Origin of the sequence: Thermofilum adornatum (assembly GCF_000446015.1) — an archaeon.
GTDB classification, from domain to species: domain Archaea; phylum Thermoproteota; class Thermoprotei; order Thermofilales; family Thermofilaceae; genus Thermofilum; species Thermofilum adornatum.
Genome location: NC_022093.1, coordinates 699,467 through 726,372, shown reverse-complemented (window position 1 = coordinate 726,372; position 26,906 = coordinate 699,467). Strand labels below are relative to the sequence as shown.

General features: G+C 49.7%; 28 protein-coding genes and 4 tRNA genes. 8 read left to right on the top strand and 24 right to left on the bottom strand.

What is annotated here, in order from left to right; genetic code table 11:
* Positions 1–16 precede the first annotated feature (16 nt).
* Positions 17–93: transfer RNA gene (locus tag N186_RS04050), tRNA-Arg, on the top strand.
* Here the strand turns inward: N186_RS04050 and N186_RS09475 are convergent.
* Together N186_RS09475 and N186_RS04045 are read right to left on the bottom strand one after the other, a co-directional pair.
* Complete coding sequence (locus N186_RS09475; RefSeq protein WP_148682045.1) at positions 72–368, bottom strand: hypothetical protein; 297 nt, start codon at positions 366–368, stop codon at positions 72–74. The genes N186_RS04050 and N186_RS09475 overlap by 22 nt on opposite strands.
* A gap of 121 nt (positions 369–489) precedes the next feature.
* A tRNA-Ser gene (locus N186_RS04045) sits at positions 490–593 on the bottom strand.
* Positions 594–674: 81 nt separating this feature from the next.
* On the opposite strand from N186_RS04045, the gene N186_RS04040 reads away from it, so the two are divergent.
* The gene (locus tag N186_RS04040) at positions 675–1,442 is read left to right on the top strand and encodes an ATP/GTP-binding protein (RefSeq protein ID WP_052887249.1); all 768 of its coding nucleotides are present in this window, start codon (positions 675–677) and stop codon (positions 1,440–1,442) included.
* Between the two features lie 83 nt (positions 1,443–1,525).
* On the opposite strand, the gene N186_RS04035 is transcribed toward N186_RS04040, so the two are convergent.
* A complete protein-coding gene (locus N186_RS04035) occupies positions 1,526–2,719 on the bottom strand; it encodes a Cdc6/Cdc18 family protein (RefSeq protein WP_052885648.1) in 1,194 nt (397 codons plus the stop codon).
* Between the two features lie 212 nt (positions 2,720–2,931).
* On the opposite strand from N186_RS04035, the gene N186_RS04030 reads away from it, so the two are divergent.
* Positions 2,932–3,025, top strand: a tRNA-Glu gene (locus N186_RS04030).
* Positions 3,026–3,060: 35 nt separating this feature from the next.
* On the opposite strand, the gene N186_RS04025 is transcribed toward N186_RS04030, so the two are convergent.
* A complete protein-coding gene (locus N186_RS04025; protein WP_020962497.1) occupies positions 3,061–3,837 on the bottom strand; it encodes an RNA methyltransferase in 777 nt (258 codons plus the stop codon).
* Positions 3,838–3,894: 57 nt separating this feature from the next.
* Here N186_RS04025 and N186_RS04020 point away from each other — a divergent pair, with 57 nt between their 5' ends.
* Positions 3,895–5,520: a DUF2070 family protein gene (locus N186_RS04020; RefSeq protein WP_020962496.1), complete on the top strand. Its 1,626-nt coding sequence runs from the start codon at positions 3,895–3,897 to the stop codon at positions 5,518–5,520.
* On the opposite strand, the gene N186_RS04015 is transcribed toward N186_RS04020, so the two are convergent.
* Genes N186_RS04015 through N186_RS04000 form a run of 4 tightly spaced genes read right to left on the bottom strand, consistent with a single transcriptional unit; the run spans position 5,503 to position 8,367 of the window.
* Positions 5,503–6,399, bottom strand: coding sequence for a 3-methyl-2-oxobutanoate dehydrogenase subunit beta (locus tag N186_RS04015; RefSeq protein WP_020962495.1), 897 nt, complete (start codon positions 6,397–6,399; stop codon positions 5,503–5,505). The genes N186_RS04020 and N186_RS04015 overlap by 18 nt on opposite strands.
* Positions 6,400–7,563 (bottom strand): transketolase C-terminal domain-containing protein, encoded by a 1,164-nt coding sequence (locus N186_RS04010; RefSeq protein ID WP_187147062.1) that lies wholly within the window; start codon positions 7,561–7,563, stop codon positions 6,400–6,402.
* A 5-nt stretch (positions 7,564–7,568) separates the two neighbouring features.
* Entirely contained in the window at positions 7,569–7,829 is a 261-nt protein-coding gene (locus tag N186_RS04005) for a 4Fe-4S binding protein (protein ID WP_020962493.1), read from the bottom strand.
* The gene (locus tag N186_RS04000; RefSeq protein ID WP_020962492.1) at positions 7,810–8,367 is read right to left on the bottom strand and encodes a 2-oxoacid:acceptor oxidoreductase family protein; all 558 of its coding nucleotides are present in this window, start codon (positions 8,365–8,367) and stop codon (positions 7,810–7,812) included. Before N186_RS04000 ends, N186_RS04005 begins: the two co-directional genes overlap by 20 nt.
* Positions 8,368–8,431: 64 nt before the next feature.
* Between N186_RS04000 and N186_RS03995 the strand changes: the two genes are divergently transcribed.
* The 3 genes from N186_RS03995 to N186_RS03980 all read left to right on the top strand — a co-directional run bounded on the left by N186_RS03995 (position 8,432) and on the right by N186_RS03980 (position 11,841).
* Entirely contained in the window at positions 8,432–9,763 is a 1,332-nt protein-coding gene (locus N186_RS03995) for an acetyl ornithine aminotransferase family protein (RefSeq protein WP_020962491.1), read from the top strand.
* Positions 9,764–10,260: 497 nt separating this feature from the next.
* Positions 10,261–10,359: transfer RNA gene (locus N186_RS03985), tRNA-Ile, on the top strand.
* Positions 10,360–10,503: 144 nt separating this feature from the next.
* Positions 10,504–11,841, top strand: coding sequence for an ATP-binding protein (locus N186_RS03980; RefSeq protein WP_020962490.1), 1,338 nt, complete (start codon positions 10,504–10,506; stop codon positions 11,839–11,841).
* Positions 11,842–11,856: 15 nt separating this feature from the next.
* Here the strand turns inward: N186_RS03980 and N186_RS03975 are convergent, their stop codons facing one another.
* From N186_RS03975 to N186_RS03960, 5 genes are all read right to left on the bottom strand, one after another.
* Entirely contained in the window at positions 11,857–12,609 is a 753-nt protein-coding gene (locus tag N186_RS03975; RefSeq protein WP_052885511.1) for an ABC transporter permease, read from the bottom strand.
* A gap of 6 nt (positions 12,610–12,615) precedes the next feature.
* Positions 12,616–13,641, bottom strand: a complete 1,026-nt coding sequence (locus N186_RS03970; RefSeq protein WP_187147061.1) for an ATP-binding cassette domain-containing protein — start codon at positions 13,639–13,641, stop codon at positions 12,616–12,618.
* Between the two features lie 10 nt (positions 13,642–13,651).
* Positions 13,652–14,218, bottom strand: coding sequence for a hypothetical protein (locus N186_RS03965; RefSeq protein ID WP_187147060.1), 567 nt, complete (start codon positions 14,216–14,218; stop codon positions 13,652–13,654).
* A gap of 278 nt (positions 14,219–14,496) precedes the next feature.
* Positions 14,497–14,670 carry a hypothetical protein gene (locus N186_RS09705; RefSeq protein WP_187147059.1) on the bottom strand — a complete coding sequence of 58 codons (174 nt, stop codon included), beginning with the start codon at positions 14,668–14,670 and terminating at the stop codon, positions 14,497–14,499.
* Between the two features lie 168 nt (positions 14,671–14,838).
* Positions 14,839–15,384, bottom strand: a complete 546-nt coding sequence (locus tag N186_RS03960) for a CBS domain-containing protein (RefSeq protein WP_187147058.1) — start codon at positions 15,382–15,384, stop codon at positions 14,839–14,841.
* 477 nt (positions 15,385–15,861) lie between these two features.
* On the opposite strand from N186_RS03960, the gene N186_RS03955 reads away from it, so the two are divergent.
* The gene (locus N186_RS03955; RefSeq protein WP_148682040.1) at positions 15,862–16,500 is read left to right on the top strand and encodes a hypothetical protein; all 639 of its coding nucleotides are present in this window, start codon (positions 15,862–15,864) and stop codon (positions 16,498–16,500) included.
* A 450-nt stretch (positions 16,501–16,950) separates the two neighbouring features.
* On the opposite strand, the gene N186_RS03950 is transcribed toward N186_RS03955, so the two are convergent.
* From N186_RS03950 to N186_RS03900, 11 genes are all read right to left on the bottom strand, one after another.
* Complete coding sequence (locus tag N186_RS03950; RefSeq protein WP_020962484.1) at positions 16,951–17,700, bottom strand: hypothetical protein; 750 nt, start codon at positions 17,698–17,700, stop codon at positions 16,951–16,953.
* Positions 17,700–18,539, bottom strand: coding sequence for an ABC transporter ATP-binding protein (locus N186_RS03945; protein WP_240366758.1), 840 nt, complete (start codon positions 18,537–18,539; stop codon positions 17,700–17,702). The genes N186_RS03950 and N186_RS03945 overlap by 1 nt, the downstream gene beginning before the upstream one ends.
* Before the next feature lie 393 nt (positions 18,540–18,932).
* A complete protein-coding gene (locus N186_RS03940; protein WP_020962481.1) occupies positions 18,933–19,154 on the bottom strand; it encodes a hypothetical protein in 222 nt (73 codons plus the stop codon).
* On the bottom strand, positions 19,154–19,666 hold the full coding sequence (locus N186_RS03935; protein WP_020962480.1) for a hypothetical protein: 513 nt from the start codon (positions 19,664–19,666) through the stop codon (positions 19,154–19,156). Before N186_RS03935 ends, N186_RS03940 begins: the two co-directional genes overlap by 1 nt.
* Positions 19,667–20,088: 422 nt before the next feature.
* The gene (locus N186_RS03930; RefSeq protein ID WP_020962479.1) at positions 20,089–20,844 is read right to left on the bottom strand and encodes a hypothetical protein; all 756 of its coding nucleotides are present in this window, start codon (positions 20,842–20,844) and stop codon (positions 20,089–20,091) included.
* The gene (locus tag N186_RS03925; RefSeq protein ID WP_020962478.1) at positions 20,828–21,442 is read right to left on the bottom strand and encodes an ATP-binding cassette domain-containing protein; all 615 of its coding nucleotides are present in this window, start codon (positions 21,440–21,442) and stop codon (positions 20,828–20,830) included. Before N186_RS03925 ends, N186_RS03930 begins: the two co-directional genes overlap by 17 nt.
* Positions 21,443–21,634: 192 nt before the next feature.
* Positions 21,635–22,405: an ABC transporter ATP-binding protein gene (locus N186_RS03920; protein ID WP_240366755.1), complete on the bottom strand. Its 771-nt coding sequence runs from the start codon at positions 22,403–22,405 to the stop codon at positions 21,635–21,637.
* Entirely contained in the window at positions 22,377–23,423 is a 1,047-nt protein-coding gene (locus N186_RS03915; protein WP_020962476.1) for a FecCD family ABC transporter permease, read from the bottom strand. Before N186_RS03915 ends, N186_RS03920 begins: the two co-directional genes overlap by 29 nt.
* 10 nt (positions 23,424–23,433) lie before the next feature.
* Positions 23,434–24,576 (bottom strand): ABC transporter substrate-binding protein, encoded by a 1,143-nt coding sequence (locus tag N186_RS03910; RefSeq protein WP_020962475.1) that lies wholly within the window; start codon positions 24,574–24,576, stop codon positions 23,434–23,436.
* A 1-nt stretch (position 24,577) separates the two neighbouring features.
* The gene (locus N186_RS03905; RefSeq protein ID WP_020962474.1) at positions 24,578–25,255 is read right to left on the bottom strand and encodes an FmdE family protein; all 678 of its coding nucleotides are present in this window, start codon (positions 25,253–25,255) and stop codon (positions 24,578–24,580) included.
* Positions 25,256–25,425: 170 nt separating this feature from the next.
* On the bottom strand, positions 25,426–26,769 hold the full coding sequence (locus N186_RS03900; protein WP_020962473.1) for a hypothetical protein: 1,344 nt from the start codon (positions 26,767–26,769) through the stop codon (positions 25,426–25,428).
* Positions 26,770–26,906 lie beyond the last annotated feature (137 nt).

The following is a 26,906-nucleotide window of genomic DNA, read 5'->3' as shown; positions in this document are numbered from 1 at the left end:
GCATACTTGGTTAGGAGGGCCCGTAGCGCAGTCAGGAAGCGCGGCGGCCTTCGGAGCCGTAGGTCCCGGGTTCAAGTCCCGGCGGGCCCGCCATCAGCTTGTTTAAGACGTTTCCCGACGGCTTCAAGCATTTTTGCCAGACGGAGCAACTCGTTGGATATTGACCTCGCGAGGGAAAATTTATCCGGCGTAGATTCAACGACATAAATAAGCCTGCCGTCCACGTGGCTGGACGTTATCTCCACCCCCTTACCCTTGAAGTCGTCTACACGGAGGCTAAGAAAAGCCTCGGAGTCTAGGGGAAACTCTAGCATAACCCTGATCCTTGACCACTTACCTCCACTCCAAGTTGTCTTTGCCTCTTCCAAACCTATCACCTTGATATATTCCCAGGAGATTTAAAAGCATGCCGAGCCCTCAAAAAATAAGACGATAGACCAAAGCAATCTGGATGATAACAGAGCGAAAACCAGCGCGCTAGAGGTAGAATGGCGCCGGGGCCGGGATTTGAACCCGGGCACCCTTTTGGGGTAGTGGATCTCCATTGTGGCCTCTCGGGTGTCCACCGCCTTGGACCGCTCGGCCACCCCGGCTAAGAAATAAAGAGGAGAGGCTGAATTAAAAGTTTTCGCGTTTTGGACATGTTTTTATTCATGGTTCTCGTTATATATCTCATGGTAAAAAAGAACATTGTGGTGGTTCTTGGTCCCGCTGGTTGCGGGAAGACTTCGCTTGTGGCCAGCCTTGGTAAGTGGATTGAGAAGAACCAGTTCATGAAGCCGGGCTATGTCAACCTGGACCCCGGCGCGGTTTTTACGCCCTACGTTGCAGACGTGGATATTAGGAGTTATGTCAGGGCTGAGGAGGTCATGACACGTGAGAGGCTGGGCCCAAATGGCGCACTAATCAGGAGCATAGAGATAGCCATGGGCAACCTCGACGATATTGTGGCGAAGATTGCATCTCTCAAGAACCCATATATTCTGGTCGATACGCCGGGACAGATGGAGCTCTTCCTATTTCGGGACTTTGGAGTTGAGTTTGTCGAGAAGATGAAGAAATACGACTACGTGATGGGTATTGTTATATTTGACCCGACTCTTGCCTCCAGGCCCCAGGACATTTTATCCTTAAAGCTACTGGCCACTATTGCCCAGCTACGACTGGGGATAGATACTATACCCGTGGTGAACAAGGGGGATCTCGGCCGGGAAAAACTAGAGATAATGCAGAAGCTCCTCACAAGTCCCGAGCAGCTCGCAGACGAAGTAAAGAGGGTCGAGGGCCTCCTTGGAGAAATCTCCGAAAAAATGATACAGATACTTGAGGAGTACAGGTTCGCCACGAGGATACCCATTGTTTCCTCTCTCACATGGGAGGGCCTCGAAAAACTCTACGACATGATCCACGAAATATTCTGTACCTGCGGAGACCTGACATAACCAAGAATAAAATATCTTAGAGAGATCAAAAGACAAGAGAGCTGTAAGTAGCTATGTCTCTTCTTTATCTCTAATTCTAGGGACTAGGCTTCTTCTATGGCCGCCTTTAGGAGTATGTCTGAGGACAGCCCTTCCTCCACGTTTTTTAGAGGTACACCTATCTCTATGACTTTAGTCCTCCCGTAGCGTCCAAGGCTGATTACACGTGCATTGATTATCCCGGACATGTCAAGCTCATTCAGTATGTCTGTTATTCTCCTGCTTGTGACAGGTTCTATACCTATCTTTGCGGCTAGCTCCTTGTACTTGTCATAGACAAGTCCAGTTGTTATCGTTTTTGTAGACCCGTCCCTTGAGAGAAGATACACAGCCGCCAAGACCATTTTGACATGCAACGGCATAGTCTTGATCGTGTCCACCGTGAGATTTTTCTCAATTTCGTTGCGTGCTTTCTCTACATGTGCCTCTGTGACCTGGCTCGCCCGCTCTCTCTCTGCTATGTCGGCAGCCTTTAAAAGTATGTCCAGGGCGAGCCTGCAGTCCCCGTTCTGCCGTGCAGCTATTGCCGCGACCTTCTTTATCACGATGTCGCTTATAGCCCCCTCGTTAAATGCCTCTTTTGCCCTCTGCCTCAAGATATCTTCAAGCTGTACCGCGTTGTAGGGCGGAAAAACTAGCTCCTCCTCGCCCAGGCTACTCTTGACTCTAGCATCCAAGAACTCGGTGAACTTGAGGTCGTTTGTTATACCTATAACGCTTACCTTAGCGTTTGAGAGCTGCTCATTTATACGGGTCAAGAAGTATAGGACATCGTCGCCGTTCCTCTTTACCAGGTTGTCTACCTCGTCCAGCACCACTATGAGTATCCTAGACTTCCTTTCTAGTCCATGAATAATCCTCTTCATTACTTCTCCCAGAGCCAGACCAGTAAAGGGAATCTTTATACCGAGAAACTTTCCGAGCTCGGCGAGCACCCGGTAACTGGTGTTGTTTTGCCTGCAGTTTACATATACATATTCTATCCTGCCGTTACCCTTCTCCATCAGCTTCCTGAGGACGTACTTTGTCACAGCGGTTTTGCCGGTTCCAGTCAAGCCATATATAAAGACGTTAGAAGGCCTGCTACCGCTAAGAGCAGGCGCAAGAGTAACTGCTAGTTGCCTTATCTGTTCGTCCCTGTGCGGGAGCTCCCCGGGCACGTAGTCAGGCAACAGTTTCTCGCGGTCCCGATAAATCTTTGACCCCAGGTACTGTTCAAATATTTCCTCCACAGACATCGTATACTCCAATAGATCCAGTAGAAGCAGACCATACATTATAGAAAAACTTACACAAAAACTTGGGCACGTTCATTGTACATTTAAAATACAGTAGTTATACGTTGTTCCCGTCACCCCTAGAAGACCTGTAGAGACAAGTTCTTGTCATAGGCCAAATGAAAAGTTTTTAAATCTTAGGTTCATTTTATTTTTTGCCTCTCCTACTTGAAGCCCCGGTCGTCTAGCCCGGTCAGCCTGCACGGCCGACAGGATATTGGCCTTTCGAGCCAAGGATCCCGGGTTCAAATCCCGGCCGGGGCACCAGGATTTTCTTTGATTTTCAAGGACCCTTTCTAGTTTTATTTGCTTGGCGTGTTTTTCTCCTGTTTCTCACTTTTTTCGATGGCGTTGAGGCTGTCCCTGACTATGCCGAAGAGCGCACGTAGATCCCTTTTTGTAAATCTCGTCTCGTTTATTAATCGCTTGATTGTTAAGGCGAGTCTTTCTCTCTCTGTTTCCTGGTACCCCAAGGTCTCTGCAAGCCTGTCTAGGTACCTGAAGAAGGCTTCCACCTCGGTTCTCGGGGGCCTCTCTATCCTCGGCTCGTACAAGTGGTACTTGTTGTATATCTCGTAGAACAGAATGATTGCTGCATGCGATGCGTTTAGGGACGGATAAGCCGGGTTCGCCTCTATGTGGACTATCAGGTCGCATAGTGATAGCTCTTGCCTACTGAGCCCCCAGTCCTCCCTGCCGATAACTACAAGCTTCGACCCTGTTGACTCTGCTAGTATGGCCGCCATCTCTGCCGGTGAAACGTGTCTGCGTAGGGGTTCTTCGCCCTTGACTCCTGTCGAGCAAGCCACTATGTCGTGTTTCCCGACTAGCTCCTCGAATTTTTCAACTATTACCGCATTCTCAACTATGTCTGCAGCGTGCATAGCGTATTTTCTGCTCTCGAGCCCAAGCGTGCACCTGGGGCTTACGAGGTAGAGCTTCTCTAGGCAGAAGTTCTTCATCGCCCTCGCCATATAGCCGATGTTCTGCTCGTAGAGAGGCTGTACAAATGCAACAGAAACTTCTCTAGATATCCGTTCACACGGCGGGACACGCTTCTGGTTGCTCGCATTTTCCACGTGGCTGTAGCGATACGTTGACTAAAATATTTTAACCTCTATCTTTGTTCGGGAATTATGTCCACTGACAATTATGAGGGCTTCAGGAGTAGCTACAGGTGGCTCATCAGGCTTCCAAAAACACTCCACCTAGTAGTCTTTGCAGTTATTATGGCGACTTTTTCCCTCGCTTTATCATGGATCATGCACATATCCACGCTCGAGCTTACAAAATCCCTTGTCTACGCATTGTTCCCTCCAGCGTTCCTCTATCTCGTGAACAGGAGGGTCTTTAATTTTAGGAGGAGCCTCGGCGTGTTCCTCATATATCTCGTTTTCCTGCCGATAGTAATCCTTCTCGGAAAGAGCCCGGTATATGGAGCGGTCTTCGAGGTTCTCCTAGGGCTACTACTAGCGGTAGCAGTTTACAGCGTCCATCTTGGGGCCCTATACTCAGCCCTCAACTTGGTACTCATATGCTTCTTAGGCTTCGACACCAAGCTACTCTATGCCACGCTTATTTTCTATGTCTTCTCACTCATAATCTTCACTATTATCGACAGCAGGATAAGGAGAATCGCTGGTGTGAGTAGCCTCGGCTTCCTCGAAGCCTTTCTCAGATACATCCTTTCAGGCGACCACATAGACGTAGAAAAGTACCTCGAAAAAATATCAACAGAGAGGACACTACCCATACACATCTACTCCTTCCACAGCCGTGGCCAGGAAATTGGCAGACTCGTCGTTTCAAACGTGCATCCTGGACCATTGAGGACACTTGGAAGTAGCACCCTACCCCAGCTTGTAAAACAGTGCTCAAAAGTTCCTGTATTATTCCTCAAGGCACCAGTTGCGCACTCCGAGAACCTAGCTACGGTTGAAGCTACAAGTCGGGTGGCCAGCGCAATATGCGGAGCACAGGTACAGCCACGTGCTAGCTCCGGGTGGGCTGGGGAATATACAACGAGCCTCCTTAGGATAACGGTCTTAGGATTCGGAGACATACCAAGACTAGCATTTTTAGACCCCATAGTTATAATGGAGGACCTCCCATACAGGGTCTCAGAGCTTTCGCTAGAAGAGCTAGGCACAGTCACAGTCGACAATCACAACATGATCGCAGACGGCTTCCTAAAGATTGAAAACGAACAAGAAGACGAGATAGCAAAAATAATAGCCGCCGTGAGGACCGCTACCGAGAACAAGATAACTGAGGGAAAGATACAGGCAGGCTTCTCGAGCATAGACTATACAGACAATATAACCATTGGACCCGCAGGCATAGCTTGCGCCGCAATAAGCATAGGAGGGAAAAGGTTCCTAGTGGCGTCCTTCGACGGTAACAATATGGAGCCCGACTTCAAGGCAAGGCTTGTGTCGAGGCTGGGCAACATGGCAGACACAGTCATAGTTACAACGACCGACACACACATCTATACTGGGCTCTACCAGGGCAGAGACTATTACCCCGTGGGATCCGTTAACCCAGAGCAAGTCCTAGAAAAAGCAGTGAAATGCGCCCAGGACGCGTTGGCCAGCCTCCAGGAGGCAGAGGTCGGCTACACTGTCCTGTCAGTAAGGGACAAGTTCATGGACGGCGAAAAACTAGACAAGATATCAGTTGCTACAAGGAAAAACACAAGGGACGGCTTGCTACTTGTCTTCCTGGCCCTAGCTATATCGGTTCTACTCTTGCTCTTTTAACAGCTTGGCGATAGACTCCCACTGTGCATCTACGAGCCTCTGGATCTCCTCTATGTCCTCCTCTCTCAGGTGTGCAAACCTTCCCTGAAGCTTTAGATATTCTTTAACAGGTTTCCTCTTGTCTTTGTCTAATAGGTTCTTGCTGGGTCCCGTAAGCCTGAACTTTCCATGGTCAACCTCGTAGAGAACCCATATGCCCGTCTCAACGGCTAGACGTGCGATCTTTACCGTCAGGCTCGAGTCGTATCTCCAGCCCGGCGGGCATGGCGAGAAGGCATGTATATATTTTAGACCATCCTTTATGCCCTGCGCCTTTCTGAGCTTCTCGTAGATATCGTTTGGGTATGCGGGGTTAATCGTCGCTACAATGGGAACCCTGTGGGAAACCATTATCGACGGGACATCCTTCTTAAAGCTTACATTACCCGTTGGGGTCGTAGTGGTCCAGGCCTTGTACGGCGTAGAGCCGGACTTCTGTATACCCGTGTTCATGTATGCCTCGTTATCATAACATATGTATATTATGTTGTGGCCCCTCTCAGCCGCTCCACTCAGAGCCTGGATGCCTATATCAACAGTGCCTCCATCTCCCGCCCAAACCACGACGTTCGCTGGCTTCCCAAGCTTGTCGAGTGCCTCAATCATGCCTGAGGCAGCAGCCGCGCTGGCCGCGAAGGCTATGTGGAGAACCGGAACCTTAAACGCCGACCTTGGATGGGGGCCAGCAATCACGCTCGTACAGCAGGCAGGTATAACGAGGTAAGTGTTTGGCCCTAGAGCCTTCAAGACATGTCTAAGTAGCAACGTGGCTCCACAGCCTGGACAGGCAGCGTGCCCTTTGAGTATGTATTCCTCTTTCGGGAACATCCTGTGCGACATCTATCTCACCCACCAAACATTCCTACCAGTATTCTTGTGAGCATCCTTAACCATTCCAACAAAGTCCTCTGCATAAACATCCATCCCGCCAACGCCAGCCACATAGTCAGCTATCTTTGCGTCTAGACCCCTAGACGCTATCAGGGACGCAAAGTCCAGTCCGATCGGAGACATGCTCCCAAACACAGAAGACCTAGACACAGTGACTATTGTATCCACGTTTTGGACAGCCTTGTAGAGCTCCTCATATGGGAACGGCCTATACACCCAAAGCTTCAGAGCACCAACCTTCATGTCCTCGTCACGTAAATTGTCAACAGCCCTGTAAGCTTCGCCCATAATGGACCCCATGCCAACGATTATTGTATCTGCGTCCTCACACCTGTAACACTCATACATCCCCGAGTAGTCGCGGCCCGTAAGCTTCGCATACCTTACCGCCGCCTCCCTAAATACCCCGAGAACCTTGTCAGACGCCTGGCGCATGGTATGCCTAATGTCCAGGTACTCGGGCGGGTAGGCGAGGTTTCCAAGAGACCCGGGCTCCTCGCTACTCAAAGACGGCTTAAACGACCCCTTCGGCGGCAGGAATCTCGAAGCTTCCTCTCTTCCTAGAACGGAAACAGGCTCATACGTGTGACTAACCTCGAACGCATCCCAACCCACACAGGAGGGCAGGATCACTTCCTGGTTCTCGGACACCCCATAGGAAATCAAGAGCAGGTCGTATACCTCCTGGGCGTTTGAGGCGAAGAACAGGTTCCACCCGCTATCCCTCATAGTATAGAAATCTGCATGTTCGCTCCATATGCTCCAGGGCGGTCCAAGAGCACGTGTAACCAGCCCCATGACTATGGGCAACCTGGCGCCCGACGCCCACCACACCACCTCATACATGTATAATAGGCCATGGGCGCTCGTAGCTGTAAAGGTCCTTGCCCCCACGCTGGATGCGCCTATGAGGGCAGCCATAGCGCTGTGTTCGGACTCAACACGTACAAACTTTGCGTTTAGCTCTCCCGAGGCAATAAAGTCGGCGATCTTTTCTATGACAGTCGTCTGGGGAGTTATGGGGTAAGCCGAGACCACGTCTACGTCTGCGTCCCGTGCGGCGTATGCGGCGGCATAGTTTCCAGTCAAAAGGAGTCTTTCCTTGCCAGCCACAGTCTTCACCCCTCCCTCACCATGGATATAGCCTTGAACGGGCACTCCTGTGCACAGATACCACAACCCTTACAGTAGTCGTAGTCTATCTTGAGCATCTTCTTTTCGTCGTCTATCTCTATTACGCCGTCAGGGCAGTATAGCCAGCAAACGCCGCAAAGCTTACACTTAGACATGTCGACGACCGGTCTCTCGGTTCGCCAGGACCCCGCAGATACAGCCCCAACTGTAGGCCTCGCCAAGAGCTTAACTGCACTTCCCGACATTCTCCCAACCCCTCTTCACAGCCTCAACATTCTTTTCGACCTGGGACCTAATAAGGTCTTTCACGGCTTCTTCGAGATGCATAAACTCTACCCCGCCATACATCCTTGCAGTTGCACCAAGCATAGGCATGTTTACAAGCACTATGCCCGCGAGCCTAAGCCCAAGAGACTCGGCAACCGAGACAGCGTCAAGACAGTAAGACTCTACCCCGCTAGGCAATTTAAGTCTTCTCCCCCCACTATTCACCACTATTTTCCCTCCAGGCTTCAAAAAGCCTTCAAGCCTAAAAGTCTCCAGAAGAGTAGGGTCAAGCACAGCCACGAGATCTGCCCGGGTCACACGGGCCCTGCTAAGAATCTTGCCGTCAGAAATCCTGTTATATGCAAAGACCGGGGCTCCTCTTCTCTCGGCACCGAAGAAGGGTATAGAGAGTGCATACTTGCCGCTCCTAATGGACGCCTCTGCCAGCAGGTTTGCCGCCGTAACAACGCCTTGGCCACCCCGCCCAAGCCATATAATGTCAAATGTTACATCCATAACACTTCGTGTAGAAATCTTCGCATAGAAATATATATATTTACCGTTAATAGTTTATAAATCGATGAAGCCAAACATCGTGGTTCCCCCTCCGGGACCCAAATCAATGGAAATAGTCAAAAAAGACTCCGAGCTACTCATGCAGAGCTTTGCCAGGTGGTACCCCCTCGTCGTTAAACGTGCCTACGGCGTATGGGTAGAGGACGTTGATGGAAATGTTTACCTAGACTTCAACTCGGGCATAGCCGTAACAAATGTAGGCCATGCACACCCCAAAGTCGTCCAGGCAATAAAGGAGCAGGCAGAAAAGTATCTCCACTACTCGCTTACAGACTTCCTATACGAGGAGCCAGTAAAGCTTGCCGAAAAGTTGTCAAAGATAACGCCAGGAGCCTTCCCAAAGAAAGTCTTCTACACCAACAGCGGGACCGAGTCTATTGAAGCCGCAATAAAGACAGCTAGGGGACACTTCCGCGGGACACGGCCATACATCATAGCATTCGCTGGCTCCTTCCACGGGCGGACATACGGGTCACTCTCGCTGACCAGTAGCAAGCCTGTCCAGAGGAGGCACCTAGGACCCCTACTCCCAGGAGTATATCACGCCCCCTACCCCTACTGCTACCGTTGCCCCTTCAAACAGAGATACCCAGAATGCAACATGTGGTGCGTAGATTTCATCGAGGAATGGATGCTCAAGAAATACGTCCCGCCAGAAGAAGTAGCCGCAGTCGTCATAGAGCCAATTGCAGGCGAGGGAGGATACATTGTGCCCCCACCAGAATTCTTCAAGAGGCTCCGAGAGTTAGCAGACAAGTACGGCTTCCTACTCATAGTGGACGAGGTACAGAGCGGCATGGGTAGAACAGGTAAGTGGTTCGCGATAGAACACTTCGGCGTAACACCAGACATAATAGCAGTCGCCAAGGGAATAGCCAGCGGGCTACCCCTAGGAGCAATCATAGGAAAAGCAGAAGTAATGGACCTCCCGCCCGGCTCACACGCCTCAACGTTCGGCGGAAACCCAGTAAGCTGTGCAGCTGCACTGGCAACCATACAGGTAATTGAAGAAGAAAAACTACTCGAAAATGCCACACGGGTCGGAGAATACGCGATGAAGAGGCTTAGAGAAATGCAGACAGAGATACCCGCCATAGGAGACGTAAGAGGCAAAGGACTAATGATAGGCGCAGAACTCGTAACAGAGAAAGGAGAACCACACATAAAACTCCTACAGCTAACCCTCGACACGGCATTCAAAAAGGGACTGCTCGTCATAGGTGCAGGCCAAAGCACAATCAGAATAGCGCCACCACTCACAATCACACAAGAACAAATGGAGACAGGATTATCCATACTAGAAGAATCCATAAAAGAAGCACAAAGAAAACTCTAAGAAAAACTTTTTCCCTAAACACCGAGACAGAGCTGGCAGGGTATTTTATCTCTCTGGGGCTATTTGCTGGGACAGCTTTGCTTCTAGTTTGTCTATTTTTTTCTTTGAGTTCTTCCATTGCCACTATAACAAAAAGAGCTATTCCCATCCCAAAGATAAACATGCCCATTGATACCCACTTCATGCCATCATATAGCCTCTGAAACTGGGAATATAGAAAAAGCGATAAGTCTTCAGAAGAGGGATAATAGCCTAAGTCATATAACCATCAAGCATTCGCATTTAGCCATGCTACGAAAGCAATGCTAATCCACTATCACATACATCCATTTCATTTAATAGTGATCCTAATAGATATCCTATTAAAAACGAGATCACAGTACCAGCTATCGTCCCAAAACACCTCCTATATGCCTCCTACAAGTTCTCTGATTAGTGCGTAAATGCCCAGCAAAGAAAAATTTATTACCAAAAAATACCTCTAACTAATGACCTTAGGGCCCGTAGCTCAGCCAGGTGGAGCACCCGGCTCATAAGCGCGCGCCGCGCGCTGGAACACCGGGGGGTCCCGGGTTCGAATCCCGGCGGGCCCACCATATGTTGGGAAGTTTCTATTTGCTTCGGAGCTTTAATAGGGTCTCAATGACTTTGTCTTCCCTGGATGTTTTTGTATGGTTTTTGGGAAAAGTTGTTTTCTGTTAGAACAACTTTAATAAAATGTTGTTTTCTGTTAAAACAGTATGCGTGAAGAAGATTTCCGTTGGGTTCTAGCCGATTGGAAGACCCGGAAACTTCCAAGTGTCGTCGAACGAGAGATCAAGTTGCCCCTGGATCCGACATATATAGTCACTGTTACGGGTCCAAGGCAGGCGGGAAAGACGTATAGGCTTTTCCAGCTGGTAGGCGAGCTTATGGCTCTGGGTGTCCCGAGGAGCAACATTCTCTATGTTAACTTTGAGCATGAGAGGCTACGTAGGCTTGACGCTAATGATCTCGAGGACATGGTTAAGGTCTACTATGAGACGTTTGAGCCCGACGTGAGCCGACCTATATACTTGCTCCTCGACGAGGTACAGCTCGTGAACGACTGGGACAAGTGGGTCCGCAGGATCCACGACTCGGAAAAGTACAAAATATACATAACGGGGTCTACCTCAAAGCTTACAAGCAAAGAGATAGCAGACGCCCTCAGGGGCAGAAGCGTAGACTATACAGTCTTCCCATTTAGCTTCCGGGAATTTATCAAGGCGAAAAGGGCCGAGATACGGGACCCAGAGACCCTTTCATACCTAGAAGAGAGAGGCACAGTTCTACGCCTACTAAGAGAGTACCTTGTCTATGGGGGCTTCCCAAGAGTAGTCTTAGCGGAGACCCCAGAGGAAAAAAGAGCATTCCTCAAGTCCCATTACAACGCTATATTCTACAGGGACCTAGTTGAAAGATGCAGGCTGGACCCAGACATCCTCGACCTTGTACTCTCCGCCCTCGTCACGGGCGCGACAGGTCTATTCAGCGTTTCAAAGCTCTACAACTTTGCAAAGTCCCTGGGATACAGGACAAGCAAAGCCAAACTCATTGAATACGTCGAGTGCGCCAGGCAGGCCTACCTAGTACTCCTCTCCGAGATATACTCCCCAACAATCAGGAACAGGAAACAGTACCCCAAAAAAGCCTACATAATAGATAACGGCATCATCACTACCTTAAGCACGGAATCTACAGAAAACCTCGGCAAACTAATGGAAAACATCGTCGCAGTCGAGCTAGCCCGAAACGGCTACACACTAAACTACTGGAGAGAATACGGCAAAAGGGAAGGCCCAGAAGTAGACTTCGTAATTACAAAGGGACAAAGACCAAGACAACTCATACAAGTCACCTACGCATCGAGCAAGACAGAAATAAAGCCTAGAGAAAAAGCCGCACTCATAAAGGCATCCCAAGAACTCCAAACAACCCATGCACTAGTAATAACCTGGGATCTCAAAGCCCAGGAACAACAAGGCAACCTAAAAATAACATACATCCCACTATGGCAATGGCTACTACAGCCACAAAAATACCTCCAACCAGTCTAGCAAGCTGTACAAGGGCTATCTATTATCCAGCTTATTCACCACCGCATCAAAGCCCGCTAGGAACCACACCAAGTTAACCAAAAGCATCAAGGCAAAAGTGCCAGCATCAAGTACACCCGATATAATAGCCCTCCTCACAAGCTCTACAGCCAGAGAAGGAGGGTTAAGCATAACTGCAACCCTTAAGTGCCCAGGCAAAACCTCTAGAGGAAAATATAGGGGGCTCAGATACGATAGAACCGCGCTTGAAAGCGTTGCAACAATCGAGAGCCTCTGAATATTCTTCACTTTGTAGCCGACCAGAGACACCAGCCCAAAAATGCCAAGCGAGGCCACATACGATGCAATGACAACCGATAGTAAGGATGCCAGAGAAAAGCCCAAGTATGGGAGCGCAAGTAACCAGACAAACAAAGAGACAAACAGCCCAGCTGTGGCCGACACGAGAAGCCTATACAGAAGAACGACCCACCTCGGCAAGGGAACCTGCATCAATTTATCGACAGACTCCAAGCTTATTTCAACCAAAAAGTAGAATGGAGCTATCGCTGCCCCACTTATTGTTCCCTGAATAATCATGCCCGTAACAACGACCTTCTCCAACCCTATAGAAGACCCATAAAGTTTGAGCCCAAGAGGGGTAATCAACATGGCTATAGCCCATGAAAGCATAGGCGACAACAAAAACTCCACCCTCCTCTTGAAGAGCCCCCTAAACTCGTAGGACACCAACACCCACGATACCTCAAGGTAGTCACGCAACCCCATCCCACTTCACCCAGCGACCCTAGTAATCCTCAAGTCCTCAACCTCGCCCTTATCCATCAAGTCCTCTATGAGCTTAGAAACAGTAGCCCTGTCAACAGCAACTAGCTCCAGGTTCAAGGGTACCATGAGGCCCTCGGGAGCCTTAAAAACGGTTCCAGCAGGCATCTCCGAAGAATCAACATCCATCCAGACCACAGATACGCTAGGGTTTTCCCCGAAGTCGCCCAAGTCTATCCCCATGCTCCGAAGCAATGCCGTTGCGTCGACCTCCAACCTTCGGATCTCCACCTTGGAGCCGTACTTCTTCAGGAAATCCCTTGGATTCCCGGCCTTTGGCTTCCAGGAAACCTTAGCGACTAACAGGTAGCCTCCTTGCAACTTGTCCGATAACTTTACATACTGTTCATAGCTGTAAATGTTCTCAACGACCCCGTCCTTCACAACTATTACATCTGCCTCCAACTCATCCACCGTGTCAAGCTCGTGGGTAGCCAATAGAACAAGCGAGCTTCCAGAAAGCCTCTTAATGAGTTCTATGGCTTTTCGCCTCCCATCACTGTCTAGGTTAGCCGTAGGCTCGTCAACAAATATATATGTGGCTTTCCTCAGGAGCAACTTTGACAACTCAAGCCTCTTCCTCTGACCTGCACTCAGTTTAAACACTGGTTGCCCTAGCATCCCCTCAACCCCAAAGTACGAAACTGCCTCTTTCAAATCCCCCTTCATGTCCCTCGGCGTTGTCTGAAGATAAAAACTCAAGTAGCTCCCACATGTCTCAAATGTGTCTGCCAACACAGTATTGGACACATACGTTATTCTGCCCTTAGCAAAGTGATCCCTGTAAGGATCCCTCCCGCCTACAAGTACTATTCCCTTCTCAGGCTTCAAGACACCAGCGGCAAGCCTCAAAATAGTTGTTTTTCCGCTTCCATTGGGGCCCAAGAGAACGTATGCACCTTTCTCATCAGTTTCAAAGGTGGCGCCGTGCACCACGTATTTATACACATCCCTAAATGTCACTCCCTTATCCAAGCCCCGCACCCTAAACCCCAGACCCACTCAGCTCTAAAACCTTCGCAGAACACCCATCACCAAAAGACGCTAGAAGCTTTAACGCCTCTCCAGCCCCAACGCTGGACCCCAACGACTCCAACGCCTTCCTAACCACCATGTACGATACAGCCCTAAAACTAGCGACTGAACCGTCATCCCTCTCAGACTCAGTCGAGTAAAATACCTGAAAGACTCTGTAAGCTTTCTCTTGAAGAATGTTTGATTTTGATAGAGCTTTCAGAACTGGGTGCTCCTTGTATCTCCACGACCCCAATGCATCAACATCCACGCCAGACTTCTTAGACTCCTCCATGAAACGTTTCTCAACTGTAAGTGCAGATTCAGCATCCACCTCAGCATAGGCCTTCAACGCGTAGTACAGCGAGAAACCCTCAATCACCCAGCGGGGACAGCCCTGAAGAATCCCCGATGAATAAAGATATGATGATAAGATGGCACTAAGAGTCGAGACGAGTTCGAACGGCTTCTCCCTATCTACTAAGAATACCCCAAAAGCATCGATTGTAGCAAAATCAAAAGCATGTAACTGAAGCATTGTTTGATCACTAGGTTTCTTCACAAATAAAATTACTTTTTTCAAGCACAACCCACGGTTACAAAGTCTCTGAAACAACTCAGAAAAATCTCTCTTCAAAGATTCACACGTGTCTTGGTTAACCGTACAAACAACCTCCACAGAAAAGCCCCTAGGCACACCTGTATCTTTAGATCCCCAAGCATCCCCGGCCATCTCACCGTTAATCATATTCATCACCTATTCCTCACCTAATACCAACGAAAGACAAAAAGGTATTTTTATTTTTTTAGCCACAATTAATGTTTTTTATTTAGTCCAAGCAAATAGTTATTCCAAAGATTATTATTATGATGCAGGTCATAGTTACCACATTCTATCTGTTTGAGGGCTTTTTTCTTGCAATTTATTGCAATTCTTGCATGGCATTCATAGCTTACCAGGAAAACCATTCCACCTTTTATGGTCCTCACATGGACTCACGTAGGCGCACGCTAGATGCATAGTCTCCCTCTCCGCTAACTCCACGTTCTCCTCAAGCTCCCTAATACTATAACTATGTTTCTGGGTCCCGAAGCTTGTTATCGACCTTCATAGTATAGTATCTCGATCCACTATTCAGAATCAGCGCGCGCTAACAGCTACTGCTGCGGCTTCGAATGCAAGAGAAGCTTCGCAATGTCACTCTTAGTAATAATCCCCACAATCTTCATCTCGTCCTCCACCAGCACAGCCGGCAAGCCCCTACCAAGCATCCTCGCAACACTCCTAACCTTCGTAGAGCAAGACACAATCGGCAACGGGTCCGACATCACGTCCGCAGCGGTAAGCATAGACGCCCGGGCATTCTCACGAATAAACGCCCTCAAAACATCACCATCAAAAACCGTCCCCAAGTTCTCGGACCCCTCCTCGTCCAGCACAGGCAACTGGCTAAACCCCTTCTCCCACATAAGCCTGGCAACCTCCAACAGAGACGCAGAAGGCAAAACATACACAACAGGACTACTCATAACCTCACACGCCGTCAACTCCTCCTCCATAAACTCCTCAAGCGCCTGATAAATCCTAACAAGAGTCGACACCCTAGGATTAACCTTCCCAGACTCAATCCTAGCAATCAAGCTCTGACTCACACCAGCCCTCTCAGCCAGCTCCGCCTGGGTAAGACCAGCACGAATCCTCAACAGCCGAAGCTCCTCCGGCGACGGAATAGGCATACCAAAAAACAATTAACCACAAGCATTTTTAACATTTACGAAAGCGTATACCTTCCCATACGCCAACAACACGGATAACCGAAACGAAATCAAGAGGATACGTAACTGTAGCCACGCCGGCTATTCAGCACGGTCGAGAACAAAGACCACAGCCGTCTTGACGTTATTTTTCTAGAGCATGGGATTCAATGTTGTAATAGACTACAGCCACGTGTCGAAATACATGGACAGCCTGACAATAAGGGGCTACGGGACGAAATCGTATTCCACGTGAACTTTACTGAGAACCACAAGCAGGTAAAGAAGAGGATTGACACACTTAGAAAACTGTTCTACGTCGTCACATTCACAATCTAAGTCGTGGGAAAATATTTTCGCACTTCTCTTACAGAAAAATTTTAACCGAGGTGCAGTGCAATTTTATGAGTGGAGATGACTACGTAGGTGTCTTCCCAATCTGTGCACTTCACGGAGAAAGTGTTAGAGACGCTTAGGAGCCAGCTCGTGGATGTGAGTGGGAACGGGGCGACCTACAAGGGCGTGATAACCGCCCAACAGCTGGTAGAGGTGGCAAGGCTTATCCCAAAAGAAGAGCTGGAGGAGATGGTCAACGACATCCCACCCATCAAGGACTTCGTCGAGCTAGCCAAAAGGGAGCCAAGCACCCTCTTCCTCGTTAATGTATTAATGGATGAATGTGTGATTGTAGAGGCTGTGCTCATCCCGATCGACAGGGCAAAGGAGCTCGTGAGACCCCTCGTCAAAAAACTCGAAAAACAACTCTTACAACCTGACGAGATTCTCCCCGTTGTCGAGGTGGAAAGAGAGGGGAAGAAGATGTTTGTCCAGCCCCCGTTCATCGGAAAAATGTTCTCATGGCCTACAATGGCAGAGAACGCGGGGAACGAGGAAGAATATGAATACGAGGAGGAAATACTCGACAAGGTTGAATATGGATGCGACGAGCTTCCCGTGGTCTGGGACGACATATTGACATTGGAAAAAGAAGTGAGACTCACATGCGAAGAGTACGAATCGCTAGTAGCAAAGGGAAAAGCGTACATCATGCTCTGGTGGGACTAGCCCTTAAAAAATAAAAAATAGAAATTCTTTGCCAAACGAGGGGGGTAAAAATTGCTGGTATAATGGTCTACTTGGCGAATCTGGCTGGGCGTCATCGCTTAGGACCAAGTTACGTATGTAGTGCCAGGGTAAAGCGTATATGGTTAAGGACTGCGCCAGAGCCAGGGCAAGAATGAGCGCGCGCTAGCGCCTAGCCCGTAACCACTTAGACAAGACCCCCGCTCATGGTTGAATCACACGTAATCTTTATTTGGTGTTCTCTACAACGTTTGATGGGTATATAGGCAGTGATGACTCCTAGCCGGATGAAAAGTGATTTAGAGCCTAAAAACTGAGCCACTCACAACAGAAACTTCAGTCACATTTATCAGCCACCACAAGCAGGGAACAGTCCCATTCAAAATACTCATCCATCAAACTGGGACCCATTACAACAACGGGGAAACAGATTTAGCTCCTCCTCTCAATAATCGTGAATACGCCCCCTCGAAGCTTGTACCAGAGGAGAACCCAGAGAGCCGAAGACATCAATGTGAGAAGAGCAATAGAGGACACAGCTGGAAAGCCTTCCTGAAGCCCAGAGCCACTCCTCAAAACCACCACAATATGCGTAAGCGGGTTAAGAAGCAACAGCGCCCTGTAAGGCTCCGAGACGTAAAGAAGCCTGTAGAACACCGGCGACGCTATAATCAACACAAACGCTGAAAACGATAGGATAGAGCCCAGCGTCATCGCCCTCTTCACGGTCACAGCTAATAGAACAGCCAGCGGCACAAAGAACGCATACATCAAGACTATCCCTGCCAGATATACGGGAACATCCACGATGCCCACAGTCCACGCCAATACCAGTGAGCACAGCGCCACCGGGGGCATACTTATCAAGAACACTGTCACAGCAATGAAGGACGCAAGTATCTCCGGGAAAGACAGGGGCATCAAGTAGTAAGTCTCAAACACCTGCGGCTCAAACATGTTCGAAATGAAGGATGCCGACGTTTGGAGCAAATACTGATAACCAACCATCACAACGAAGCCAGTTAAACCCGTAGCCAGGGCCTCGAGACTCCCCTGGGCCATCACGAAAACCACAACTAGGTAAGTCAGCGGTACCAAATACAGCATTAAAAAGTATAGCCAGTTCTCCATGTAGGTCCTCAAAAAGAAGCCCATCATAAGAAAAAGTGCTCGAAGCCTCATCAACGCCCCCTCCCACCACCTAGAAACTCGACAATAGACTCCGTAGAGGGGTACTCGAGAAAAACCCTCGCCTCCCTACTTACAGGGCTCAAAGCAAACTCCTGCAAATCCCCAACAGCGTCAGCCAGCTGGGCATACCTCGCCACCAGCGACTCCTCCGAAACCTTTACCTCCCCCCTCCTAAAGAAATCAGCTATATCCCCCGGCCTCCCATAATACACCCTTACCTCGACCCCCCTGCTGAGCTCCGACGGCGACGCTATACTTGCAACCAGCCGGCCGCCAAACATGATGTAGATCCTGTCACAAATCCTCCTAACCTCCTCGACATCATGGCTAACAACAATCATGGTTTTACCCTCCCTCCTCTCCCCAAGCAACATTTCCCACGACGTCCTCTTCTTCAGGACATCCATAAAAGCCGTAGGCTCGTCCAGCACATAGAGGTCGCCTCCCTTAATAAGGGCAAGCGCGAGCAGTAACAGCTTCCTCTCTCCCGGCGAAAGCCCCTCCCCCTTCCTATCCCTAATACCCCACAGATCGAGGGCCTCTAAGACCTCTTTAACGCGGCCAAGAGGAACACCATACAGTTTAGCAAAAAACTCGCTAATCCCAACAACAGTCTCGTGCGGATAGTAAACAGGAAGCTGCGGAACATAGGCAATCCTCCTCTTAACAACACCCTGATGAACCACAGGATCCAACCCAAAAACCCTCACACTACCCCTCGTAGGCCTCAAAATCCCCATAACCTGCCTGATAAGCGTCGTCTTCCCGGCACCATTAGGACCCAAAACACAAGCAATCTCCCCGCTGCAGATCCTCAAAGAAACATCCACATTAGCCTCCACACCATTAGGATAAACCTTAGTAACACGATCAACTATCACCACGTCTTGCACGCTCCACCACCCCACGATACCTTGATATCAGCGCGCATGTCAACATCGCGGTTCGGCGTCGCTATGGAGCCTTTCTCAAGCACTATTGCTATCATGTTGTTTTCACAATCCTATAATATAATAATTCTCATATATATATCACTTATATATCACTGATGTTTTTCTTTGGAAAGTTGCCTTCATAGCAGAGTCAGAAAACATAAACAATAGGACTATCACTCCGCGAAGGCTCAACCTCTGAACCGCATGCATTACCATTTATCAAACACATAGCCATACATAGGACTAATTCTATAAGAACGTTCCCCCTTTCTAAATGATTCTTAAGCTTTAGGGGTACATGGCGTAGGAGAGTATGAGTGCATAGCCGGAGGTTACCACTAGGGGTATGTGGAGGATACCGTTCCACCAGAGGATAGCTGGGCACATTAGAAAGTTCACCACCACGTTCCAGAAGCCGATTAGCGCTCCGACCAGCCCTGTAACCCTCATAGTCGCAATGTTTACCCTGGGATGCATGAGTATAAGAATGCTGAGGTACAGCGGAGTCATCAGGCAGAATGCCAGCCCCCAGGTCCCGCAACGAGATAGAGGGGGTTGAAGTCGGGCATGGGAGTTCTCGGGTTCAGGGGGTACCAGAAGGCAAGCACGGCCAGCGGAACCACCCAGAGCCTTGTCCTCCTCGCACCACGCAAATAGTAGTCGCCCTTCATGACAACAGCCTCCCACAGCCACGTAAAGGCTACCAGCAACATAATGATGACGTTGCCCGTAACGATTTCTACACAATACCTATCCGTTATAGCCACGCTCTGCAAAAAGGCAAACAGGATATAATTTAATCCTGCATACAATGCAAAGACCCTGGCAACCCTGTTCCCCCATACGCACAGGGACACAAGGAGAACCAGGGCCACAATGTTGAACAAGGGGTAAAACGGCGCGAGGGAATGGACAAGTGAATGACTAAGAACATACAGCACCACCTCTCCCGTCTGGGACGGGTCAAAAGACCTCGTAGCTATCGGCGGAATAAAAGTCCCCACAAAGACAACTAGGACCACAAACCAGCTACTTCCCCGTAAATCGCTTGAGCTTCTTCTGAAAATTACATCTACGCACCTCGCATTCCATTAGATGACACCATTGTTTAATCCGGCTGCCAGTATAATAAAATAAAGAGATCCTCTTATCCTAAGAGTTTGTCACTTGTGTTTACCCCTTCCTCTAGCAACGATGATCGCGCGCTCATAGATACCCCTAAACGTAACGTTTCATGAATTAAAAGTACCCATATTTGGGCACTTCATAGAGAAATAATACACAGAACCCCTAAAACACGGTCTACATAGGTAAAATACACTGACAAAACAACCAGTATATGCAGTACTATTAAGCCGAATAATTTCGATAGGGTAAAATTGTCCAATACATTTAACAGGCAACAGAGATCAAAGATCAAAAGATCAACAAATTAGAAATGCTCCTATATTTTCAGTTCCTGCTTCCTCGAAAACGCATAAACATACATGGCAAAAACTAAAACATCTACGAGGACAAGTAGAAGCGCCCCCTGCGTCCAAGAAAGCGCCATCCTGAATCCATACAGATAAGAGGCAACATAGCTCAAAGGTGCGTTAAACAAGTAGAGAACAGCAGATGTAAACACATCTAGGCTAGACACCCTATATATCGTCAGCGACCCTACAAGTATCAGGACAGATGTAGGCAACAAAAACGTCAACATTGAGGAACCCACCACGGCCACAACCCTGCTACCTCCAAGCGACAAGACAACAGCTATCCCTCCATAAAAAAGCAGAGACAGCCCAAGAAGAAGCCCAACCTCCAGGCCCACATCCCCCACACCTCGAACAAAGAACCACAAAGCAACAACCTGGAACAACATGTACGGCGCCAAGTAGACCAACAGAGCCGCCAGCCTAGCCATGGCGACGCAGACCCAACAACCAAGCATAGACACTTCGAACACCGTCATATCCCGGGTTCTAGCTACGTGCGCCACTTCCGACGCAAGAAAAAGAGGGTTAAGAAACACCGAGGCAAGGACAACAACTAAATACACAACCCTAAATTTTTCCCCTGAGTCCCCAAGCCCCAACGAGTACCCATAAAGGAGGCCATAGAACAACAGCATCAATAGGAACATTGGAACAAGAACACTCGGCAAAAACAAGCCCCTAAAATACCACTTCACGGCTACCCTAAGCCCTCCCAGCATAGTAAACCCTCACCCCAGCCCTCCTAAACCCCCTAATCACGCCCCGGCTGTTAAGCTCAAAAAGCACATCCTCAGACGCCCTAACAAGAGCCACATAGCCCAGAGAGGCAACAACCTCGAGTCCCTCCGGGACATGCCCCCTCACATAAACCTCGTAGATATTCTCCCTCGCAAGGTCTTCAAGCGTCCCACGCCACGCGACACGCCCATCCCTCAAAACAATAAAGTACTCTCCCAGCCACTCTGCCTCCTCTGGGACATGGATAGACAAGACAACGTCCGCCTTAAGCTCCCTCGCAATATAGCTACCCACAGCGTCGACATTTACCGGGTCAAGATGAGAAAAGGCCTCATCCAAAACCTTTATCTTCGACACCCTACAAAGCCCCTGCATCAACTGGACCAGTTGCTTCTGTCCCGAAGAAAGATTGGGGAGAAGCTTGGATCCCAGCCCCTTAACGCCCACAACATCCCAGAAAAACTCTAAGCAATCCCCATGGTAAACATCAGAATCGTGTAGACTTTTAAGCCCCGGATAATACGCAACATAGTAAATTATCGTTGGCAAAAAGCCCAGAAGAACGCCAAGGAAACTCATCAACAAAGAAATGTAATTTAATAGACCCCCTTTTCTCATCGATATACCCCCTCACTTCCTATAGTTCGGCTAGTTAGCGCGCTATATATATCGCTAAATCATTTTCTTAAGGGAAGATGATACATAGGGCATGCACTCTACCCTGAAACACATATAAATCCATGCGTAAATCCTTGTTTAAAACAGAAAATGCTATAGAGAATTGTCTAGAATAATGGCCCTGTGCTCTGGAAAAACTTTAACCTTCACCCCGTAGATCCTTTGCAGGTTGTCCTCCGTGAGAACCTCCTCCGGCCTGCCCATAGCATAGATCTGTCCACCCTTAAGCGCCACGACCTTGTCCGCGTACCTATAGGCCTGGGTAAGGTCATGCATGCTGGAAACAACAGTTATTCTGTCCCCCGTGAGCCCCCTAAGCATATCCATTATCTCCAACTGGAACCTCGGATCCAAGTTGCTCGTAGGCTCGTCCAGTACGAGTACCTCGGGCTCGCCTGCAAGAGCCCTCGCAATCACCACCCTCTGAAACTCTCCACCGCTAAGTGTATCTAGCGTCCTCGCCGCCAAGTGCTCGGCATTTACCCTGCGGAGGGCCTCCATAGCTTTCTCGTAGTCGACCCGCGCATAGTCGAAGGAAATATACGGCCTCCTCCCAGTCAACACGAACTCGAGAACCGTGAGAAACTTCTGTCGCTCTAAACCTTGAGGAACATATCCCAGCCTTCTTGCCAGCTCCAGCCTGCTGTACTCCTGCAACTCCTTCCCATCAATGTATACAGCCCCCACCCTGGGCCTAAGCACGCCGACGATTGTCCTAAGCAGAGTAGTCTTCCCACTCCCGTTAGGCCCTATAACGGCGAGAAACTCCCCCTCTCCAACCTCAAGCTCCACACTCCTAAGCGTCTGGAACCCTCCAAAGTAAACCGAGACCCCTCTAACCCTTATAGCCGCCAACCCCGCCACCCCTAGTCAATAGATATATCAGTAAAGGTGCACCCGTCAACGACAAGGTTATCCCCACGGGCAAAACGACGGGCGACAAAACAGTCCGCGACACGGCGTCAGCCCACACAAGGATCAAGGCGCCTATAAGCATGGACCCAGAAACCAGGTACTTATGCCTACCACCAATCAAAAGCCTTGCAACATGTGGAGACAGCAGGCACAGAAAGGCCAGTATCCCCACAAAGCTAGTTGCCAGCGCGGCGCCCAGAGCGGCCACCATCACGGCGATAAGCCTAGCCCGCCTCGGATTTATGCCAGACGTCTCGGCTACGTCGTCGCCCAAGACAAGCAAGTCCAAATCCCTGTGCAGAACCAGGTAAGCCAGGGCGAAGACAGGGGTTCCAAAAAGAAGGACGCCCAGCTCCTGCCAGCCTGCTCTCCCAAGATCCCCAAAAGTCCAGAAGACAACCGTGGCAAGCTGAACCTCGTTAAGCACGAGGTACTGCACTAGGTACAAGACAGCCTGATACATGAAGTTCAGAGAAATAGACGCCAAGACGAGTGCCCGTGGATCTAGCCCCGCCCTCCAAGCTAGGAGAAGCACAAGCAGAGTCTGAACAATAGAAAAAGCAAACGCAAACAATGCAAGAACGAACGGAGAGGAAAAGGACACAAACCAGCTACTTCCCCTACCGCCAACCCCCAGCACCAATGCAACGGCAACGCCGAGCGCAGACGCACTTGAAATACCAAGCGTGAAAGGCGACGCAAGCTGATTCCTGAAAGACGCCTGCGTAAGCACCCCGGCACCACCCAGGAGAGCGCCGACGAGTAACGCAACCAGGGCCCTCCTAAACCTTAAAACTAGTGCCTGGAAAACGTCGCTAGACCCCAGAAGGACGCCGGCCAACACCTCCCATGGCTTATACACAGTTCCAAACGCGACAGTGACAGGGACAGATACAACAGCCAGTAAAGCGAGGACAACTATGAGGAAAACCTTCCTCTCAAATATAATGTAGACGCCACGCTCCATCCACTAGCCCCTAGCACTTGAAGAGGTCGCTTAGGGGTCCAAAGCCTCTGCCGAAGCCCCTCACGAACTCCTCGTAGAGCGGCTTCCCCAGAAACACCCTGTAGATCTCGTCCGCCTTCTTGGCTGGGTCTACGTCCTTGAACTGCTCTGGGTAGAGCACCTTCCCCATGAAGTAGGCGTCCACGAGGGCTGTAGCCACGTTCGTGTGGTAATAGTTGAAGGGTAGCAATGCATATACCCTGCCCTCCTTGAACGCCCCTAGAGCACAGTACTTCGCTGAATCCTTTTTATAGTCATCCAGAACCGTCTGCAGATTATTAAGGTCTATAAAGATATATTCTGGATTCTTCTTCAGTATGTATTCAAAGTCTACGTTCACGAAGCCCTTCTTGCCCAGCTCGTCGACTATGCTCCTCGTCTTCAAGAGCTGTAGAGGCGGAAACATGCCCTGCGTGCCTGTAAACGGCTGAGCACCTTTGTACGACACTGCCCCAACATACACCGAGGGGGCTACCTTAGCAACTCTGACCCTCTGAGCAAGATCGTCGACGACACCGTCAATGTATTTGGCCAACTCTTGCGCTCTAGCCTCCCTACCCAGAATCCTCCCGAGCAGAGTTATCGCGCGCTTAAACTCCGTGACATTCAGGTAACCAGCCACGCCGTAGTCGATCACCACGACTGGGGCTCCAACCTCCTGCGACAGCCTGTCAGGGTCGTAGACGTCTACGTACACCCGAGACATCAGCACAATATCCGGCTTCACGCTCCTAAGCAACTCTGGGTTAGGAGGATTCCTAGGCCCGCCTGGACCTATCACCTGCAGGTTCTTAAATACATCACCATACGCCATCGCGTAATCCCTACCTAGCGGCGACCAGCTCTTCTCGGCATCCTCAACACCAACAATCTTGTCGAGCGCTCCAAGGTAGGCAACTAGCCGCAACACCCCTGGACCAATGGCGACGACCCTAGAAGCATTAACGGGCACCTCTACCGTCCTATTAGAAAAGTCAACCACAGTTATGACACGGGGCGCTTGAGGCTTCGTCTCCTGCGACCCAGGAGCCCGGAAGACCATTACTGCAACAACACCTAGCAACACTACCGTTACAACGAGAACAATGACCAATGCAATGGTCCTCCTCTCCACCCTAGCTCACCTCCCTAAAGGGAACCTTCACGGTGGAAATACCCCTGCCAACCACGGCCTGTACAGGCACACCCGCGCACGACGCGCAGAACCACTTCCCGTCCTTAAGGACAGCCCTAGGCTTCATCACCAGCTCCCCACAGGACTCACACCTAACACTCTCAAAGATCGGCGCCCTCTCAAGCTCCTCTACAACCTCCACCTCGCTGATCTTAAAGAAGTCCTCCGACAGGTTAAGCATCCCACGTCCAAGCTTCTCGAACGCTTCGTGCAACCTCTCAGCATCCTCCCTAGACCCCCTCCTCTCAGCAACAACCCTACGCCAAAGCTCACCCACCTCCGGCTGGAGGAGCTCTCTAACCCTCTCAGACAGAACATAGACCCTCACCCCTCTTTTCTCGCCTCTCCTAAACACAGTCAAAGCAGTCTTTCCTGTATCCAGATAAACAAGGGAATTGTTGCCAAACGTGCAACGAGTAAACACCTGGACACCGTCTGCGAAGCAGTTGTTAGCCTCAACTATCGCAACAACATCCTCTCTCATAGTCTCGGCCACCCCCACACGCGTGATTCCCAGCCTCTCAAAAGCTATCTCAGAAGCCCTCAAGCCCAAAACAAGGTAGGGGCATACATGTCCATGAAGATTCCTCGCCTGCTCCAGGAGGCTCTCTGAAACCATTGTTACCAAACGCAATTAATACAATAAAATATTTAAGTGTTACGATATTAGACATGGCTCATAGATGCGAAATATACCACATGCAAACCCTCCTCGTGTATAAACTTCTCTCGCATGGCATTGAAAGGTTCTAAGAAAAAGCTTCCGTTTGCTATTAGCCGAATATATATTTATGATGTCGACAGCAAGTATAGCCGAGACGTTGTCGCCCGGAAGTAGAATTCATGCCACCCAGAAGACGCAACGTCCCTGAGCCCGTTCGCATAAAAGAAGGTATTCGCCTTGATAGTTACCTTGAAGTATAGGACCCCAACGGCGTTCATCCACACTTGGCTCTTCATTGCATAATAAAGTTTGGAGCTATAGCCCGTTAAGCCCCACTTCCACGTAGCCCCCTTTACAACATTCTCGCCGTAAAAGGGACTATAACAAAAATCGGTAACCGTATCCCAGGTCACCCTTGGGTAACCCCCTATAGTCAACACGAAGCGGTTACCGGGCGACCCTAAAGGTTCCCAATCCTTAATCCTCTGGTCACCATACCTATCTGTAAGCGCATCCACTACAACACTATTCGGCTCAACAGCCCAGAGACCAAGCAGATTCTTTACAGGCGGGCTATAACCATTTAGGCCTTCCATCCCGTGATAATGTACATCGATCTCCCACGTATACGTCCCACGACTATTGTCAGTCAAAAACTGTCCCCAGCCAGCCAGAACTTCAAAGTCCGTTGCTCCGGCATCTCCAAAAACACCAGAAAAAACAAACACCGGACTAGTGTACTTTCCTATGTATACCCATGCCGGCGACTTATCGAACAAGAACCCGGACGTGCCCGCCCCACTTTCCAGCCTTGTCTGTTGCGACCGCTGCTCCACAAACGACTCTTTAACCAGTAGCGACGCTACCCCTGCAAGCTCGCTTTTCGTCCTTAGCGGCGCCGCAGAATACTCAACGGCCAGCTTTCCTCCCCCTATGGGTAAAGCCCTCACGAGAACCATGTTCTGGCCGCAGCCTGGGTATAGGTAGCCGTTTTCCTCGACCATTGGTACGAAAGCGAAGGGGTCGCTTGGCTCATCCTTTTCGCCGAGCCTTACTGGCTTGACGATGCCAGAGAAGAGCACCCTGAGGGCATCAACGCCCGGCTCGGCTACAGCCAGAAGCCTCGAGCCATTGACCAGTGCTATGACGAGCCCCGGGTATCTTGACAGCTCGCCCAACGCGTCCCAGCCGACAACTACTAGGTCTTTTCCAACAGCCTCCCAGGCACGGGACACAGGAACAACCCTAAAGTCCCTCGCCACAAAAGCAGACCTAACACCCTCCACAAAGCCAGAATCACTACTAATAACAGCAACCCTCAAGTCGACACTAAGAGGACCCGTCCTCTCAAGTGCATTAGACGCACCACAACTACCATTACCACTTGCACTGAAGAGAACGCTTGATACAAGAGACAAAGACAAAAATAATAGGACAAAGGCTACAAGTGGCTTCGCCAAGCTCTTCATCTCTACCTACATATTATTCGAAAAAGACAATATATACAGTTATCGCTCTGACCCCAAGCTCTATATCCAAAGCATGCAACTATATAACCATAAAACTGCCACCAAAAGGCAACAAGACCCCCTCATAAGGCGCAACG

Excerpts from the sequence above, each read along its gene's own strand:
- N186_RS03930 (WP_020962479.1), bottom strand. The coding sequence starts at position 20,844 with ATGCTGGGAGGGCTTAGGGTAGCCGTGAAGTGGTATTTTAGGGGCTTG.
- N186_RS04040 (WP_052887249.1), top strand. The coding sequence starts at position 675 with ATGGTAAAAAAGAACATTGTGGTGGTTCTTGGTCCCGCTGGTTGCGGG.
- N186_RS03965 (WP_187147060.1), bottom strand. The coding sequence starts at position 14,218 with ATGCTTCAGTTACATGCTTTTGATTTTGCTACAATCGATGCTTTTGGG.
- N186_RS04005 (WP_020962493.1), bottom strand. The coding sequence starts at position 7,829 with ATGTCGGGAAGTGCAGTTAAGCTCTTGGCGAGGCCTACAGTTGGGGCT.
- N186_RS03980 (WP_020962490.1), top strand. The coding sequence starts at position 10,504 with ATGCGTGAAGAAGATTTCCGTTGGGTTCTAGCCGATTGGAAGACCCGG.
- N186_RS03940 (WP_020962481.1), bottom strand. The coding sequence starts at position 19,154 with ATGACTCCGCTGTACCTCAGCATTCTTATACTCATGCATCCCAGGGTA.
- N186_RS04000 (WP_020962492.1), bottom strand. The coding sequence starts at position 8,367 with ATGGATGTAACATTTGACATTATATGGCTTGGGCGGGGTGGCCAAGGC.
- N186_RS04020 (WP_020962496.1), top strand. The coding sequence starts at position 3,895 with ATGTCCACTGACAATTATGAGGGCTTCAGGAGTAGCTACAGGTGGCTC.
- N186_RS03905 (WP_020962474.1), bottom strand. The coding sequence starts at position 25,255 with ATGGTTTCAGAGAGCCTCCTGGAGCAGGCGAGGAATCTTCATGGACAT.
- N186_RS03915 (WP_020962476.1), bottom strand. The coding sequence starts at position 23,423 with ATGGAGCGTGGCGTCTACATTATATTTGAGAGGAAGGTTTTCCTCATA.
- N186_RS03900 (WP_020962473.1), bottom strand. The coding sequence starts at position 26,769 with ATGAAGAGCTTGGCGAAGCCACTTGTAGCCTTTGTCCTATTATTTTTG.
- N186_RS03925 (WP_020962478.1), bottom strand. The coding sequence starts at position 21,442 with ATGAGTTTCCTTGGCGTTCTTCTGGGCTTTTTGCCAACGATAATTTAC.
- N186_RS04015 (WP_020962495.1), bottom strand. The coding sequence starts at position 6,399 with ATGTCGCACAGGATGTTCCCGAAAGAGGAATACATACTCAAAGGGCAC.
- N186_RS03950 (WP_020962484.1), bottom strand. The coding sequence starts at position 17,700 with ATGAGGCTTCGAGCACTTTTTCTTATGATGGGCTTCTTTTTGAGGACC.
- N186_RS03975 (WP_052885511.1), bottom strand. The coding sequence starts at position 12,609 with ATGGGGTTGCGTGACTACCTTGAGGTATCGTGGGTGTTGGTGTCCTAC.
- N186_RS03995 (WP_020962491.1), top strand. The coding sequence starts at position 8,432 with ATGAAGCCAAACATCGTGGTTCCCCCTCCGGGACCCAAATCAATGGAA.
- N186_RS04035 (WP_052885648.1), bottom strand. The coding sequence starts at position 2,719 with ATGTCTGTGGAGGAAATATTTGAACAGTACCTGGGGTCAAAGATTTAT.